This window comes from Sphingobium sp. ba1 (assembly GCF_000743655.1).
GTDB lineage: Bacteria > Pseudomonadota > Alphaproteobacteria > Sphingomonadales > Sphingomonadaceae > Sphingobium.
Genome location: NZ_JPPQ01000069.1, coordinates 1554277 through 1569966, shown reverse-complemented (window position 1 = coordinate 1569966; position 15690 = coordinate 1554277). Strand labels below are relative to the sequence as shown.

The 15690-nt window shown below is 62.1% G+C and carries 17 protein-coding genes and 1 pseudogene; 4 read left to right on the top strand and 14 right to left on the bottom strand.

Annotation, left to right across the window (positions count from 1 at the left end; genetic code table 11):
- The 13 genes from IL54_RS10645 to IL54_RS10585 form a co-directional block, all read right to left on the bottom strand.
- Positions 1-429: TrbM/KikA/MpfK family conjugal transfer protein (locus IL54_RS10645; protein WP_076605568.1), on the bottom strand; the 429-nt coding region annotated here is incomplete at its 3' end.
- 23 nt (positions 430-452) lie between these two features.
- Positions 453-2039, bottom strand: a complete 1587-nt coding sequence (trbL, locus tag IL54_RS25705) for a P-type conjugative transfer protein TrbL (protein WP_011205794.1) — start codon at positions 2037-2039, stop codon at positions 453-455.
- Positions 2040-2045: 6 nt separating this feature from the next.
- The gene (trbK, locus tag IL54_RS10635) at positions 2046-2255 is read right to left on the bottom strand and encodes an IncPalpha-type entry exclusion lipoprotein TrbK (RefSeq protein WP_011205793.1); all 210 of its coding nucleotides are present in this window, start codon (positions 2253-2255) and stop codon (positions 2046-2048) included.
- A gap of 11 nt (positions 2256-2266) precedes the next feature.
- Positions 2267-3043: a P-type conjugative transfer protein TrbJ gene (gene trbJ, locus IL54_RS10630; protein ID WP_011205792.1), complete on the bottom strand. Its 777-nt coding sequence runs from the start codon at positions 3041-3043 to the stop codon at positions 2267-2269.
- Positions 3044-3059: 16 nt separating this feature from the next.
- Entirely contained in the window at positions 3060-4451 is a 1392-nt protein-coding gene (locus IL54_RS10625) for a TrbI/VirB10 family protein (protein WP_011205791.1), read from the bottom strand.
- 4 nt (positions 4452-4455) lie between these two features.
- A complete protein-coding gene (locus IL54_RS10620) occupies positions 4456-4938 on the bottom strand; it encodes a conjugal transfer protein TrbH (RefSeq protein ID WP_011205790.1) in 483 nt (160 codons plus the stop codon).
- 3 nt (positions 4939-4941) lie between these two features.
- A complete protein-coding gene (gene trbG / locus IL54_RS10615; RefSeq protein ID WP_011645028.1) occupies positions 4942-5835 on the bottom strand; it encodes a P-type conjugative transfer protein TrbG in 894 nt (297 codons plus the stop codon).
- An 11-nt stretch (positions 5836-5846) separates the two neighbouring features.
- Positions 5847-6605, bottom strand: coding sequence for a conjugal transfer protein TrbF (locus IL54_RS10610; protein ID WP_011205788.1), 759 nt, complete (start codon positions 6603-6605; stop codon positions 5847-5849).
- The gene (locus IL54_RS10605) at positions 6602-9160 is read right to left on the bottom strand and encodes a VirB4 family type IV secretion/conjugal transfer ATPase (protein WP_011205787.1); all 2559 of its coding nucleotides are present in this window, start codon (positions 9158-9160) and stop codon (positions 6602-6604) included. Before IL54_RS10605 ends, IL54_RS10610 begins: the two co-directional genes overlap by 4 nt.
- The gene (locus tag IL54_RS10600) at positions 9157-9468 is read right to left on the bottom strand and encodes a conjugal transfer protein TrbD (RefSeq protein WP_011205786.1); all 312 of its coding nucleotides are present in this window, start codon (positions 9466-9468) and stop codon (positions 9157-9159) included. Before IL54_RS10600 ends, IL54_RS10605 begins: the two co-directional genes overlap by 4 nt.
- 2 nt (positions 9469-9470) lie before the next feature.
- Positions 9471-9908: an IncP-type conjugal transfer pilin TrbC gene (gene trbC / locus IL54_RS10595; protein ID WP_011205785.1), complete on the bottom strand. Its 438-nt coding sequence runs from the start codon at positions 9906-9908 to the stop codon at positions 9471-9473.
- 12 nt (positions 9909-9920) lie between these two features.
- On the bottom strand, positions 9921-10880 hold the full coding sequence (trbB, locus tag IL54_RS10590) for a P-type conjugative transfer ATPase TrbB (RefSeq protein WP_011205784.1): 960 nt from the start codon (positions 10878-10880) through the stop codon (positions 9921-9923).
- Positions 10881-11150: 270 nt separating this feature from the next.
- A complete protein-coding gene (locus IL54_RS10585; RefSeq protein WP_011645021.1) occupies positions 11151-11516 on the bottom strand; it encodes a transcriptional regulator in 366 nt (121 codons plus the stop codon).
- Between the two features lie 120 nt (positions 11517-11636).
- Here IL54_RS10585 and IL54_RS10580 point away from each other — a divergent pair, with 120 nt between their 5' ends.
- From IL54_RS10580 to IL54_RS10570, 4 genes and pseudogenes are all read left to right on the top strand, one after another.
- Entirely contained in the window at positions 11637-11987 is a 351-nt protein-coding gene (locus tag IL54_RS10580) for a single-stranded DNA-binding protein (RefSeq protein WP_011205782.1), read from the top strand.
- 48 nt (positions 11988-12035) lie between these two features.
- Positions 12036-13184 (top strand): plasmid replication initiator TrfA, encoded by a 1149-nt coding sequence (gene trfA / locus IL54_RS10575; RefSeq protein WP_001082279.1) that lies wholly within the window; start codon positions 12036-12038, stop codon positions 13182-13184.
- Between the two features lie 19 nt (positions 13185-13203).
- Positions 13204-13276, top strand: a pseudogene (locus IL54_RS25400) (TetR family transcriptional regulator); the annotation flags it as partial.
- A 72-nt stretch (positions 13277-13348) separates the two neighbouring features.
- Positions 13349-14425: a GNAT family N-acetyltransferase gene (locus IL54_RS10570; RefSeq protein WP_432767006.1), complete on the top strand. Its 1077-nt coding sequence runs from the start codon at positions 13349-13351 to the stop codon at positions 14423-14425.
- A 31-nt stretch (positions 14426-14456) separates the two neighbouring features.
- Here IL54_RS10570 and IL54_RS10565 read toward each other — a convergent pair whose 3' ends face one another.
- Positions 14457-15677: an MFS transporter gene (locus IL54_RS10565; protein WP_237748852.1), complete on the bottom strand. Its 1221-nt coding sequence runs from the start codon at positions 15675-15677 to the stop codon at positions 14457-14459.
- Positions 15678-15690: the final 13 nt, after the last annotated feature.

Below are 15690 nucleotides of genomic sequence, written 5' to 3'. Positions count from 1 at the left end.
GGTATAGGCATGGCCGGTGTAGGCCGCGCAGTAGTCCGGCAGGCGGTTGCCGATGTAGAACTGGTCGTCCCAGCTCCGCCACTCACGCAGCACGGAGTTCAGCGAGGACGCATCGCAGCGCCCGGCCCCGCGCGAAATCGAGGAAACGAGCGTCTGCATTTCCGGCGTCTGGTTCGATACCGGGCAGAGGTTGAGGAAGTTCAGCCGCGCCTTGAGCGTGTCCGACAGCTTGCGCTTGTGGATGCCGAAGTACCGCGAGAGCGACGGGCTGCACTCGCTGGGCCGGCTGCCCGTGGACAGGCACAGAATGGCCTCGCAGGCCAGGCGGGTATCGCCCGTCAGCACGTCTTGCGCGCTGGCCGAGCCAGTTGCGCCGAGGCCCAAGGCCACCACCAGGGCGGCCGACGAGAACGCTTTTTTCAGTTGCATGGTCGTAGCTCCTAAGAGTCGTTTCAGGATTGGGCGGGCTTGTTGACGAAGCTCGCCACTTCGGAATCCGCGTCGGCGGCCGCTTCCCTGTTGTTGCTTGCGGAAAGGCTGTTGTCGTCGAACGACGGTGCGGGTGCCGGTGCAGGTTGTTCCTGCGCCTGGCTGTTGCTATCGGCGACGGTTGCAGCGGTCTGCGCCGCCGCACCCGCGCCGCGAATTGCCTGCGCGATCTTGCCGCCTACGGTATCGCCGATGCGTTCCTGGGCCGATGCGCGCATTTCGCCGGCCTTGGCCTTGGCAATCGAGCCGGCACCTTTCGCCAGGTTGGCGACGGTATCGGCCGCGATCCGGCCGCCCTTGGCCGCCGTGGCACCGATACCGCCAGACGAACGGCCACCACCCGAGCCGCCGCCCGAACTGCCGCCGCGTGCGCCGCTGCTGTTGTCGCCGGCGGCCGAGGCCATCGGGGTTTCACCGCCGCCCGAGCCACCGCCGCCACCCGAGCCGCCGCCGTCGCCGCCGCTGGTGCCGGCGCTACCACCGCCGCCGCCACCGCCGCCGCCCATCATGCTCGACAGAATGTCAGTGCCGGCAGAGACGTTATCGCTGGCCTTCGACGCGGCCGCCATGATGGCCTGCGCGCCACCGGCCGCCGCCGCAGCGCCGGCCGCGATAGATGCGCCGCCAGTTGCGATTGCCGCGCCGGCCGTCGCGGCCGCACCGACGAGCGTGCCAGCGCCGAACTGGCCGATACCAGCACCGCCGACGCTCGCGCCGGTGATGATGCCGGCGATGAGCTGCGGCACCTTGTTGACCAGAACGAGCAGGATCAGGCCGACGATCAGCATCACTCCAAGTTCCTTGAAGTTGATGCCTTCGCTCATGCGGCTGTAGTAGTCATCGAGGAAGGTCTTGCCGATGCCTACGAGCAGCACCATTGCGAAGAGCTGCGCGGCGACCCCGAGGACGGTCTTGTAGTAGTTGATCGCCATGTCCGAGGTCCAGCGCGAGCCGCCGAAGCCCAGGAAGAACACACCGCCGTAGGCAAGAATCCATCCGGACGCCAGGAGCAGAAGCATATTCACGCCGACCAGGGCCAGGATGCAGAGGATGGCGGCCGCCAACGAGGCACCGACGAAGCTATCGACCGGCGACCAGTACGAGGTTTCGTCCATCACCTTGAAGAAAATCTCGAAGCCAACATCGACGATGCCGGACGGCGAAAGCCCCTGCCCCAACCCCGTTGCCTGGCCTGCAATCTGCCGCAGGGACGCATAGATGGACGACGCGAAATTCGGGCCGTTGGTCAGCAGCCACCAGAAGAAGCCGGTGAAGATGGTGAACCGCACGAACTCGGCGAAGAACTCGCCAATGTCGGCCTTGCGCAGTGCCATCATGCCGAAGGTCCAGACCATGCTAATCACGGTCAAGGTCCAGAACAGCCAGGTTGCGGCGTTCTGGACGACAGTGGCCCAGCCGCTCGCGGCGTTCTGGTAGCGCTGCAATACGTTGTCGAGGATGCCCGAATTGTCGATTTGGGCGTATGCCGCTACCGGCATCAAGGCCAGCATCAGGACCGCGAGCGCGGCAGCTCTAGTCTGGATTTTCATACGTCATCACCACTCTTTCTTTTCGCTGGGCTTGAAGCCTCCCGGTTCTCCGCGCGGGCACTTCTTCAACAGCTCCGCGCGTTGAGCGGCATCCGTGACCTTCGGCAGATCGGCGCAGGTCAGCTTGTCGGTGTCGGGCTTGTTGTCGCAGCCTGCCAGGCTGGCCGCCATGACGGCGGCCAGCGCGGCAACTGCGATGAAGTTGGATTTCTTCATCGCGCCTCCCCTCACCAGGTCTTAGACGGGCTTGCGCGGTACGAACCCTCGCGCAGCTTCGCGCCCGCAGCGTCCTGCTGGGCCTGCCGGTCCTGCTGGGCCTGCATCTGCGTGGCGATGGCGTTCTGCTGCGCAAGCAGAAGGCCACGGATTTGCATGAGCTGGTTGGCCTGCTGGCTGGCGAACTGGTTGGCGTAGCCGAGGGCTTCCAACTGGCCCTGCGCCGTCGTCGCCTTGCCCTTCAATTGCTCCAGCGTGGCGGCGTCGGACTTGAGGTTGCTCTGCTGCTGATCGAGGCCACGGAACAGCGCATCGTTGGCCTTTTTCTGCGATTCGGACGCCAGGCGGCGGTTCTCTTCCATCGCCTTGCGCTCGCTTTCCGAGCAGCCCGACAGGGAGAAGCACGGCGACCCCTTGTAGTAGGACACGTCCTTGAACTTGCCCAGGTAAGCGTCGATGCTGCCCGCCTGGTTCTTGTAGTAGTTCAGGGTATCAACGGCGCTCATCAGGCCGTTGATGGTGGACTGCGCCTGGTCCCACACGTAGGCGGCCGGGGCCACCGTGTTTTGCAGCATGTTTTCGTACTGCTGCAACTGCGTCCGGTATTCCTCGATTTGCTTCTGGACCTGCGCAACCTGCTGAATCGCGGTGACAGTGGTTTGTGACAGGTTGGTGCCGTCGATGACCGGAATGCCCGCTTGCGCAGGCGTGACCGCCAAGGTGCCGACCGAGAGGGCCAGCACCAGAGCTACTTTAGCGGCTAAAACATTCTTAGCGAGCTTCTTCATAAGTTACTCCTTGGAGTTAATAGTCAAACGCCTGGTAGGGCTTAGAAAACGTCATGTCTTTCGTGACAATGACGTTGAAGCGATAGCCCGGACGGATTTCCAGCGTCGGCGCGATATTCAAGTTTTTGGCGATCATCTGCGCCGTTACTTGGCCGAGCTGTTGACCCAACGCTTCACTCATCGCGGAACCCGCGTCTTGTCGTCCGTAACCGCTGTTGCTGTTGCCACGGTCCTGACTCAAGCTGATGCCCGCAACGACGCCCGACATGAGGAATGCCGATGCGAAGGTGCGGAAGTAGTGGTTGTTGACCTTGTCGTTGAAGCCTGCATACCCAGCGCTATCGCCGCCCGGCATGGCCCCAATGTCCATTGCCTTGCCGTCGGGGAAGATGATGCGCTGCCATGCCACCAGAACGCGCTTCTGCCCGTAGGCCACATCGTTCGAGTAGCTGCCCACCAGGCGCGAGCCTTGGGGGATGAGCATGTGCTTGCCGGTCGCCGTGTCGTACACCGACTGCGATACCTGGGCCATGATTTGGCCTGGCAGATCGGAGTTGATGCCCGAGATAAGCGTAGCCGGAACGACGAAGCCAGCGCGCAGCACATAGGGCGTTGCAGGTGCTTCCGGCTGGGAGTCGAGCCGCCAACGGTCGCCCTCGCTGCGGTTGTCGAACGACCCATAGCCAGCGCCGCCACCACTGCGGTTCGAGGTCTGCACGAGGGTCGGCGCACCCGAGCCGCCCATACCGCCACCCCCTGCCGCGCCGCCCATCGTGCGAGCCTGCGCAAGCGCGGCCTGATAGGCGGCGGTCGGATCGGTGGCGCGGGCGTTCTCAGCCTGCCGACGCAGCTCCTGGATGCGCGCAAGGGTTTCCTCGCGGCCCTGCGGAGCACCGCCGCCGGCGCTGCCCTGGCTGCGCGGCGCGTCGATGCGCACCGTCGTCTTGGCCTTGATCGCCTCTTCCAGCATCTGCAACTTCGCCATGCGGATGCGGTCCAGGTCCTCGTTGCGCGCACCCTGCGGCGGCGTCGGGGGCTGGTCCAGGTTCTCGGGCCGTGCGACCGTGATAGTCGTTCCCTGCGCCGGGGCTGGCGTCAGCTCCGTCGTCGGTTGCTGGGCGGTTTGTTCCGGCGGAATCTCCAGCGGCTTGGCCTTGATGATGCCGTCCTGCTGTTTGCCGGCAATTTCGTCGGCAAACATGCTGGTGCTGCCGGCCTTCTCAGCCTTCGCAGCTCCCGGCTGGTTCTGCTGCGCAGCGCGATCCGCAGCAACCAGGGCCATCACCAGCAGGAAGATGCCGAGCACACCGCCGATGAGGTACATCGGCATGTTGTTGACGCGGCGAACCCCGCTTTTCGGCTTGACCGCATCTGGCGATGCGTCCGGTGCCATTTGATCTTCGCTCATTGGCTTACTCCTTCCGAACCCATGCGCCGGCCGGGACCATCGTGTTGTTTTGGGCGAGGTAGGCGCGCGTGAGCGATTGAGAGCCGACCATGACGGTCAGGCGATACAGGTTGCTGTCGCTGAATTGGTCCAGCACGTAGCGCAGCGGATAGCCGCCCTGGGCTTGCGGCGTTGCCGGCTTCGCAGCGGCCGAGGACGCAGCAGCCGGAGCTGCGGCCGCGTTGCCGTCGGGCTTGTACTCCATGACAGCATAGCCCTGGGCGCGAAGGTCAGTGACCAGGGCAATGCCGAACGGATCGGGCGTAGCCTGCTGCAATTCCAGCTTGGTTTGCGCCGGCGGGTAGAGCTTGACGAGCTGCTTCACCGCGTCGGTCGCAATGGTCTGGTTGTAGGCGGCCGGCGCGTCCTGGACGAAGCTGCCGTACTTGGAGGTCGCGCAGCCGGCCAACGTGGCCGCGAGTGCGATGACGGTCAGAATCTTACGCATGGTTTAGTTCCCCCTTGAAATGGTCACGCGGTCCTGGCTGCTGCCCACGCCCGCGATGAGGATGGCCTTGTCGAAAATCGTATCGACGATGTAGCGGTCGCCCTGGACCCGGTAGTTGACCATCACCGTTTCATCGTCGGAGAACAGGCCGCCCTCCCTGCGAACGACCAGGAGCGTCGGCGCTTCGGTCTGTTCCATCGAGTGCGGCATCTGGATGATGGTTTTCTTGCCGTCGTTGTAGACGCGCACCGGCTTCCACGACGTGGACCCGCTGACGGAGTAGTTGAAGCTCAGGTTGCCCAGGTACTCGCCGGTCTGCGGAATGGTTTTCTCGACGCGATCCCGCTGTTCGCGGTTCTTGATGGCGTCCCACTTCGCAAGGGCATCTTCCGGGTAGGTGAACGACACCTGCGGCATGTACTGCGTGCGATGCGAGCGCAGGCGCATGTGGTAGCTGCGGCGGTCCGTGGTCACGACCAGGCTGGTTTCCAGGCCCACATCCATCGGCTTGATGATGAGGTGCTGGGTTTCGTTCGCGCCGCTGCCGGTAATGGCCGGCTCGACCGTCCAACGGGCGGTGTCGCCCAGGTTGATCGAGTTGACTTGCTCGCCGGGTTGCAGGGCCACGTCGCACACTTGCAGCACGGCGCATACGATGCTCGGCTGCTGCGCGCCGAACAGGAAGCGCACCGAACCACCGGGGCCGGCCACCGGCCGCATGCCGGCGGTACCCGCCTCCCACTTCTTGGCGATGGCGATGGCCGCCCGCTCTTGCGCGGTCAGCTCCGGGTTCTTGCCGGAAAAATAGAGGTCAGTCAGGTCCGCGCCGGGATCGGCGGCAAATGCAGGCACGCTAACGGACGCGGCCAGGACCAAAGCAAACAGTTCCTTTTTCATAATTCAGTGCCTCACAGAAGTCTCGACCAGGAGAAGTCCCGGACGTAGATCCCGGCCGGGTTGTTTCGCAGTTGTTCTTCCTTGGTGTCCGCCGTCGGCTCGACGACGTAGACCGTCACCAAGGCCCGCATGCGCACGGGCTGGCCTTTCACCACGCCTTGCCTGTCGCGCGTCGTCTCGACCCAATCGACCTGCCAGGTGTCGGGCGTCTGCGGGATTACGGAAGTGATTTCGGTGCTGACCGTTTCGACGGCCGCGCGAGCGAACGGGCTGGCGTCGGCGGTGCCGTTGAGCCATTCGTTCATCTTGGCGGTGGCCGGGTCATTCGGCCCGAGCTTGGCATAGAGGCGGTAGACGGCCTTGCGCTGCAAAGCTACGTCCGGCGTCACCAGGCGAGCATCGCCGACGAACTCAGCCACCGAGGCGTGAATGACACGCGGATCGGCTTTCGACGCCCTGGTCATCGGCCCCACGGCGGCCGTCTGCCCGAGCTTGTCTACCTCGTAGACATAGGGCACGAACTTCGACTGGCTGCCGATGTGGATGATGCCGCCGACCGCCGCGAGGACGATCATCAGCGAAAGGATGCCGACAACCTGCCAGGTCTGCTTTTGCGACACAACGGAACCAACGTGGTCGTTCCAGGTGCGCCGCGCCGTCAGGTACGGGTTGTCGGTTTGCGGGCCGGTCGCGGCCGGCGTCGCCGCTGCTGCGGCCGTTGCGGGCTTCTTCTTGAAGATCAAGCCCTTGATCGTGTCTGCAAAACTCATGCTGCCTCCAGGTATTCATCAAGGGCGAGGCCCCGGCCACGCAGCCATTCATCCACCCACTGGTCGCCGAACTTGGCTTCCAGGTTCTTGATGATGGCGACGGATTCCTTGTCGGATGCGCCGACGAACGCGAGCGCGAGCGGGCCAAGTGCCAGGTCGTAGAGACGGCGGCCGTTTTCCGACACGTAGTAGTACTGACGCTTGGGAACGGCCTGGGCCAGAATCTCGATCTGGCGAGCGTTCAGGCCCATGCGGCGGTACAGGGCCGCCGTGTCCTCATCCCTGGCGTAAATATTCGGCAGGAAAATCTTGGTCGCGGTCGATTCCACGATCACGTCCAGGATGCCGCTGTTGGCGGCGTCGGACAGGCTCTGCGTTGCCATCAGCACAAGGCAGTTGGCCTTACGCAGCACCTTGAGCCATTCCCTGATCTTCGCGCGGAATGCCGGGTGGCCGAGCATCAACCAGGCTTCGTCCAGGATGATGACGGCCGGCTGGCCCGTCAGGGCGCGCTCGATACGGCGGAACAGGTAGAGCAACACAGGCAGGGCGAATTTCTCGCCGAGGTTCATCAGCTCTTCGATCTCGAACACTGTAAAGTCGGACAGCGCCAAGCCGTCCTCTTCGGCGTCGAGCAGATGGCCCATTGCGCCATCGACGGTGTACTGGCGGATCGCCTCGCGGATCGCCTCATCCTGAATCGTCACGCTGAACTCGGAGAGCGTGCGCGCGCCGCTGGCGTGCATGCTCATGATCGCGTTGCCGATTTCGTTGCGCTGGGCCGGGGTCGTTTCGACGCCGTTCAACGCCAGGATGGTGTCGATCCACTCCATCGCCCAAGCACGGTCGCCCTTGGTGCTCAGGAACTGCAACGGGCAGAACGCCAGGCGTTCGTCGTCGGCCGCCACGGTGAAGTGCAGGCCGCTGGTGCCCTTCGTGGCCGCACGGATGCCGGCGGCCAGCGGGTACATCGACATGCCCTTGTCAAAGGCGAAGATCGACATGCCGGCATAGCGACGGAGCTGCGCGGCGAGGATCGCCAGGTGCGTCGATTTACCTGCGCCGGTCGGCCCGAACATAAAGGTGTGGCCGAGGTCGCGCACGTGCAGGTTCAGCCGGAACGGCGTTGATCCTTGCGTGACGCAGTGCATGAGCGCCGGCGACAGCGGCGGGTACATCGGGCATGGCGCGTTCGCGTTGCCGGTCCAGATGGTGCTGGTCGGCAGCAGGTCGGCCAGGTTCATCGTGTTGATGAGCGGCCGGCGGACGTTTTCCACGCCGTGGCCCGGCAAACTACCAAGGAAGGCGTCCAGGGTGTTGATGGACTCGATGCGCGCGGCAAAGCCCAACCGGTTGACGGCCTTTTCAACATCGCGGGCCGCAGCTTCCAGGCGCGTGCGGTCCTCATCCATCAGCACGACGACGCTGGTGTAGTAGCCCACGGCCACGATGCCGCTGTTGACTTCGGCAATGGCCGCCTCAGCATCGGCCACCATCGAAAGCGCGTCCTGATCGACCGGGCCGGTGTTCGTGTTGAACACCTGGTCGAAGAAGCCGCGAATCTTCTGCCGCCACTTCTTGCGGAACTTGTCGAGGTGCTTCACGGCTTCGTGCTGGTCCATGAAGATGAACCGGCTCGACCACCGATACTCGCAGGGCAGCTCGCCGAGCGCCGTCAGGATGCCGGGATAGGACTCCAAGGGGAAGCCTTCGAGAGCGACCACCTGGACGAACTTGCGGCCGACCTTGGGCACTACCCCGCCCCACATTTCCTGTCCGCCGACCAGGGCGTCCAGGTACATCGGGTTGCTGGGGAGCTGCACCGGATGGTGCAGGCCCGTCACGCAGAATTGCAGCCAGCGCAGGAAGTCGTCATGCGTGACGGTCGTGCCGTCCTCGTTGACGATCTTGTGCCCCTTCAAGCGAGTGAGCGACACGGCCGACGACAGGCGCGACTCGATGCTGCGCACGTCACGCTTGAATTGGTCGATGAGGCCCCGCGTGCGCGCCTTGCGATCCGGTGCGGTCGCGTCGTCGTCAAACATCAGCTCGACGAACTTGCGCTGGGCGAGCAGCGGCGGGAACCAGGTCAAGGTGAGGACGAAATAGCCCTCGTACATCGTTCCCAGGCTCTCGAAATGCCGCCGGCGCTCTTCTTCAATCGCTGCCGTCAGACGGTCAGGGAACGCCGACAGGCCCCGCTCCGCGTAGTTCGGAGCAGGACGCCGCACGGCGTCCACATGGATCATCCACCCACTTCCCAGGCCCGCGAGGGCCTGGTTGATGCGGGCGGACACTACTTCGCGCTGCTGGTCGGTGCTGCTTGCGTTGTCATCGCCCTTGTACAGCCAGGCAGCCATAAAGCTGCCGTTCTTGCCCACGATTACGCCGTCATCGACGACAGCGGCGTAGTTGAGCAGATCGGCCAGGCCGGCGTCCTTGGAACGATGCTTTTTCAGTTTCAGTTCGGCATCGACCGCGCGGATGCGGGCAAAGAGGATGAACAACAGAAGCGCGCCGAGGCCCGCGATTGCAATCGCAATTGCTTGGATCATCGGTATTGCTTCCCTTGGCTATTGGTGTTCTCGCGGAACGGGGTCGAGCGGGCCGGGTAATACGGCTTGTACCGGCGGTGACGCAGGTACACGAACCGCATCTTCGGATCGGCCTTCGCCATGATTCGGAACGCATAGAGCGCCCCGAACCACAGGATCAGACCGACCACGGTGGCCCGCAGCTCTTGGGCGCTGAAAATCAGCGCAAACGCCATCAGGCCCGAGAACATCACCAGTTCACGATCACCACCCATGAACAGGTTTTCTCGGTTGCCTGCGCGACGGATGGGGATCGTGCGCAGAGCCATGATTAGGCGAGCCGTCCAGCCGCTACCGCACGCACGGCATCCGCCGCCGCGACTTGCACCTGGTGCAGCGCCCCGTTGCCGAGGGCCGCGATTTCGGCACCACGACCGAAGAAGGTGCTCATCACGTTCTGCGCGCCGACCAGCAGCGCCATCACCAGAACCAGGAAGATCAGGGTTCGGAAGAAGGCGTTGAGTTCGCCGCCGAAGATCAGCACGCCGCCGGCGACGACGATGCCGATGATGGACAGCGCGAAGGCCACCGGGCCGGTTACGGAGTTGCGCAGGTTCGTCAGCCAGCTCTCATATGGCAAGCTGCCGCCGGTGCCTTCCGAGGCCATCGCCGGATGCGCGGATAACGCGAGAGCGAGAACGAAGAACACGGCAAGGTAGAACAAAATGCCGCGATTCATGGTCAGACGGAACGGAACAGCCGTTGTCATTGGAAATACTCCTTACAGGGTTTTGGTGATGTACTGGCCGTTCTCGTAACCAAGAACTTCGAGAATTTCTTGCACTCGACGGCCGCTAGGGGTCCTGGCGATATGGACGACCACATGAACCGCCTCGCCAATCAGCGGCTCAATGGGTTTCGGTGAATCCGGGTGCATGCTGATAAGCATGGCGAGCCGGCTCAGGCCCGCTTTGGGGTTGTTTGCGTGCAGGGTGGCGGCACCTCCTTCATGCCCGGTGTTCCAGGCCATCAACAGATCAAGGGCTTCGGGGCCACGTACCTCACCGACCAGGATGCGGTCGGGGCGCATACGCAGCGTTGTCTTGAGCAGCAGCGTCATCGAGACGTCGATGCTGGTGTGGTATTGGACGGCGTTCTCTGCGGCGCACTGGATTTCGCCGGTGTCCTCGATGATGACGACGCGCTCAGACGGGTTGAAGGCGACCATTTCATTGATGATCGCGTTGACGAGCGTGGTCTTGCCCGAGCCAGTACCGCCAATGACGAGGATGTTTCGATGCGCCGCGACGGCGCTTTTAATGACCTCGTATTGCTCGCGGGTCATGATGCCCGCCTCGACGTACTGTTCCAGCGTGAAGATGGCGACCGCGCGCTTGCGGATCGCAAAGGTTGGCGCGGCCACGACCGGCGGCAATTGGCCGGCAAAGCGGCTGCCATCCAAGGGGAACTCGCCTTCCAGGATGGGCGAATGCCGCGTGACCTCTTTGCCGTGGAATCCGGCCACCGTTTCTATAATCGCCTGCGACTGGCTGGGCCGCATGTCGCAGATGTACCGCATCGGCTCGCCAAGGCGTTCGTGCCACACCTTGCCGTCCGCGTTGAGCATGACTTCAACGGTTTTCGGGTCGTTGAGCGCGGCCAACAGGTCCGCACCCATGTCGCGTTCCAGCTTGCGCTTGGCCCGCTCCTTGATGGTCTGAAACTCTTCTTTCCCGCTCACTTTTCAGTAACCCCTACGCAACAAATCATTAGCAACATTATCGCACAGGCAAACGATATACCGAAAGTGTTTAGCCTGCAAGACAAACAGCTAATCGAACCGCACGACGTAGGGGTTCTGATAGAAAACAACTGTCAAAGCGCACCCGCCCGATGCCATTCGCGGCACGGCTTCCGTTGAGGATGTCGATATGATGCGCGAGCCGACGGCCCGCAGAGAAGGGGCCGTTTTAGCGGCTAAAGAAGGAAGTGCAAGCCCTAACCCTTGGCGTCAGAGCCTTCCACGCAGTTTTTTTCGGGTGTCGTCGCCCCATTTCTTTACGATAAACGCCTTATGTGACGGCAAAACCACACTGATGCGTTCGTATCCGGGCGGCACGCTGCTCTTGAAAGGATGACCCGCAATCTCCGCGAGTGCCTCGCGGTCAAGGTCGGTGGACTCCAGGAGAAGAGGTAGGGGAGTTTCCAGGGCGTCGGCAATGGCCTCCATCACCTTCAACGAGGGGTTGGCCTTACCGTTGGTTAAGTCTGATAAAAACGAAATTGAAACCCCTGCCCTCTCCGACAGCTCATGTTTCGTCATGCCCCGCTCATCGAGCAGACGAAGGATGTTGGTGAAAAATATCTGGTTGTACACAGCGGAAGCCGCCCCTCGCACCTTTGGTCGCGGCCCGCAAAATTTTAGCCGCTAAAGTTCTTGACAGCGGAACCAATGTTTAGCTAAACTAGAGTCTCCTTTCTCAAGGAGACTTTCGATATGAGCCATAATCAGTTCCAGTTTATCGGTAATCTTACCCGTGACACCGAGGTACGTCATGGCAATTCTAACAAGCCGCAAGCAATTTTCGATATAGCGGTTAATGAAGAGTGGCGCAACGATGCCGGCGACAAGCAGGAGCGCACCGACTTCTTCCGCATCAAGTGTTTTGGCTCTCAGGCCGAGGCCCACGGCAAGTATTTGGGCAAGGGGTCGCTGGTATTCGTGCAGGGCAAGATTCGGAATACCAAGTACGAGAAGGACGGCCAGACGGTCTACGGGACCGACTTCATTGCCGATAAGGTGGATTATCTGGACACCAAGGCACCAGGCGGGTCAAATCAGGAATAAGGGCACATTGCCCCGGCGTGAGTCGGGGCAATCCCGCAAGGAGGGTGAATGAATCGGACGTTTGACCGGAAGGCATACAGGCAAGAACTGATCGACGCGGGGTTTTCCGCCGAGGATGCCGAAACCATCGCAAGCCGCACCGTCATGCGTGCGCCCCGCGAAACCTTCCAGTCCGTCGGCTCGATGGTCCAGCAAGCTACGGCCAAGATCGAGCGCGACAGCGTGCAACTGGCTCCCCCTGCCCTGCCCGCGCCATCGGCCGCCGTGGAGCGTTCGCGTCGTCTCGAACAGGAGGCGGCAGGTTTGGCGAAGTCGATGACCATCGACACGCGAGGAACTATGACGACCAAGAAGCGAAAAACCGCCGGCGAGGACCTGGCAAAACAGGTCAGCGAGGCCAAGCAGGCCGCGTTGCTGAAACACACGAAGCAGCAGATCAAGGAAATGCAGCTTTCCTTGTTCGATATTGCGCCGTGGCCGGACACGATGCGAGCGATGCCAAACGACACGGCCCGCTCTGCCCTGTTCACCACGCGCAACAAGAAAATCCCGCGCGAGGCGCTGCAAAACAAGGTCATTTTCCACGTCAACAAGGACGTGAAGATCACCTACACCGGCGTCGAGCTGCGGGCCGACGATGACGAACTGGTGTGGCAGCAGGTGTTGGAGTACGCGAAGCGCACCCCTATCGGCGAGCCGATCACCTTCACGTTCTACGAGCTTTGCCAGGACCTGGGCTGGTCGATCAATGGCCGGTATTACACGAAGGCCGAGGAATGCCTGTCGCGCCTACAGGCGACGGCGATGGGCTTCACGTCCGACCGCGTTGGGCACCTGGAATCGGTGTCGCTGCTGCACCGCTTCCGCGTCCTGGACCGTGGCAAGAAAACGTCCCGTTGCCAGGTCCTGATCGACGAGGAAATCGTCGTGCTGTTTGCTGGCGACCACTACACGAAATTCATATGGGAGAAGTACCGCAAGCTGTCGCCGACGGCCCGACGGATGTTCGACTATTTCAGCTCGCACCGGGAGCCGTACCCGCTCAAGCTGGAAACCTTCCGCCTCATGTGCGGATCGGATTCCACCCGCGTGAAGAAGTGGCGCGAGCAGGTCGGCGAAGCCTGCGAAGAGTTGCGAGGCAGCGGCCTGGTGGAACACGCCTGGGTCAATGATGACCTGGTGCATTGCAAACGCTAGGGCCTTGTGGGGTCAGTTCCGGCTGGGGGTTCAGCAGCCAGCGCTTTACTGGCATTTCAGGAACAAGCGGGCACTGCTCGACGCACTTGCTTCGCTCAGTATCGCTCGGGACGCACGGCGCGCTCTACGAACTGCCGATAAACAGAGGATTAAAATTGACAATTGTGATTAAGGCTCAGATTCGACGGCTTGGAGCGGCCGACGTGCAGGATTTCCGCGAGATCCGATTGTCGGCCCTGAAGAAAGCTCCAGAGATGTTCGGGTCCGTTTACGAGCACGAGGAGAAAAAGCCCATGGAGGCGTTCGCTGAACGGTTGCGAGATGCCGTGGCATTCGGCGCCTACATCGACGGCGAGATCATTGGGCTGTCGGTCTTCAAACAGGAGGACGGCCCCAAGGACGCTCACAAGGCGCATCTGTCCGGCGTTTTCGTGGAGCCCGAACAGCGAGGCCGAGGGGTCGCCGGTATGCTGCTGCGGGCGTTGCCGGCGGGTTTATTGCTCGTGATGATCGTCCGACAGATTCCAACGGGAATCTGGTGGATGCGCATCTTCATCCTCGGCGCACTTAATATTTCGCTATTCTGGAGCTTGTTGTTTATTTCGGTCTACCGCCTGCCGGGCGGGGTCGCGGCGACGGTAGGCGCTGTGCAGCCGCTGATGGTCGTGTTCATCTCTGCCGCTCTGCTAGGTAGCCCGATACGATTGATGGCGGTCCTGGGGGCTATTTGCGGAACTGCGGGCGTGGCGCTGTTGGTGTTGACACCAAACGCAGCGCTAGATCCTGTCGGCGTCGCAGCGGGCCTGGCGGGGGCGGTTTCCATGGCGTTCGGAACCGTGCTGACCCGCAAGTGGCAACCTCCCGTGCCTCTGCTCACCTTTACCGCCTGGCAACTGGCGGCCGGAGGACTTCTGCTCGTTCCAGTAGCTTTAGTGTTTGATCCGCCAATCCCGATGCCTACAGGAACCAATGTTCTCGGCCTGGCGTGGCTCGGCCTGATCGGAGCGGGTTTAACCTACTTCCTTTGGTTCCGGGGGATCTCGCGACTCGAACCTACAGTTGTTTCCTTACTGGGCTTTCTCAGCCCGGGGACCGCCGTGTTGCTAGGATGGTTGTTCTTGGATCAGACGCTGAGTGCGCTTCAAATCATCGGCGTCCTGCTCGTGATCGGGAGTATCTGGCTGGGCCAACGTTCCAACCGCACTCCTAGGGCGCGTATAGCTTGCCGGAAGTCGCCTTGACCCGCATGGCATAGGCCTATCGTTTCCACGATCAGCGATCGGCTCGTTGCCCTGCGCCGCTCCAAAGCCCGCGACGCAGCGCCGGCAGGCAGAGCAAGTAGAGGGCAGCGCCTGCAATCCATGCCCACCCGTTCCACGTTGTTATAGAAGCCGCATAGATCGCCGTGAAGAGGAGGGGTCCGACGATCGAGGTCAGGCTGGTGAGCGCCGCCAGTGAGCCTTGCAGCTGCCCCTGACGTTCCTCATCCACCTGCCTGGACAACATTGCTTGCAGCGCCGGCATTCCGATGCCACCCGAAGCAAGCAGGACCATGATCGGGAACGCCATCCATCCCCGTGTCGCGAAGGCAAGCAGGATGTAGCCTGTGCCGTCGGCAATCATTCCGAGCATGAGTGCCCGCCTTTCGCCGAGCCGGGCGGCTACAGGGCCGGTGATCATTGCCTGGGCGAGTGAATGCAGAATGCCAAATGCGGCAAGCGAAATGCCGATCGTGGTCGCGTCCCAGTGAAAGCGATCCTCGCCGAAAATGACCCAAAGCGCGGCCGGCACCTGTCCGACAAGTTGCATGATGAAGAAGACCGCCATCAGGGCGGCGACGACGGTCATGCCCCGGGCCCACCGGAACGAAGCGAGCGGGTTGAGAGCCTCCCGGCGTAACGGCCGGCGTTCGCCTTTGTGCGACTCCGGCAAAAGGAAACAGCCCGTCAGGAAATTGAGGCCGTTCAAGGCTGCCGCGGCGAAGAACGGAGCGTGGGGGGAGAAACCGCCCATCAGCCCACCGAGCACAGGTCCCGCGACCATCCCGAACCCGAAACAGGCGCTCATGAAGCCGAAGTGCCGCGCGCGCTCATCGCCATCAGTGATATCGGCAATATAAGCGCCGGCTACCGCCCCAGTCGCCCCGGTGATGCCGGCCACGATCCGCCCGATATAGAGAACCCAAAGGAAAGGCGCTGTCGCCATGATGGCGTAGTCGACAAAGTCGTTTTTATTGCTTTTAACGAACGGGCGGACAAATTGTGGTGATATCAGCTTTGGGGAATGCCCCAACTCTTCCAACTTGCGTGCCATAAAGTGAGAACCGCCACAGGCTTCCATTGCGATGGTTGTAGCGGGGCATGTCGCCAAAAATTCGATCAACTTTGGCCGGGTAAATTTTTTACGGTAAACAGCCTTCCCGCGACGATCCTGGCAATGAATATGGAAAGAGTTTTTACCCAGATCGATACCAATGAGCGCAATGTTTTCCATGATAGTTCTCCGA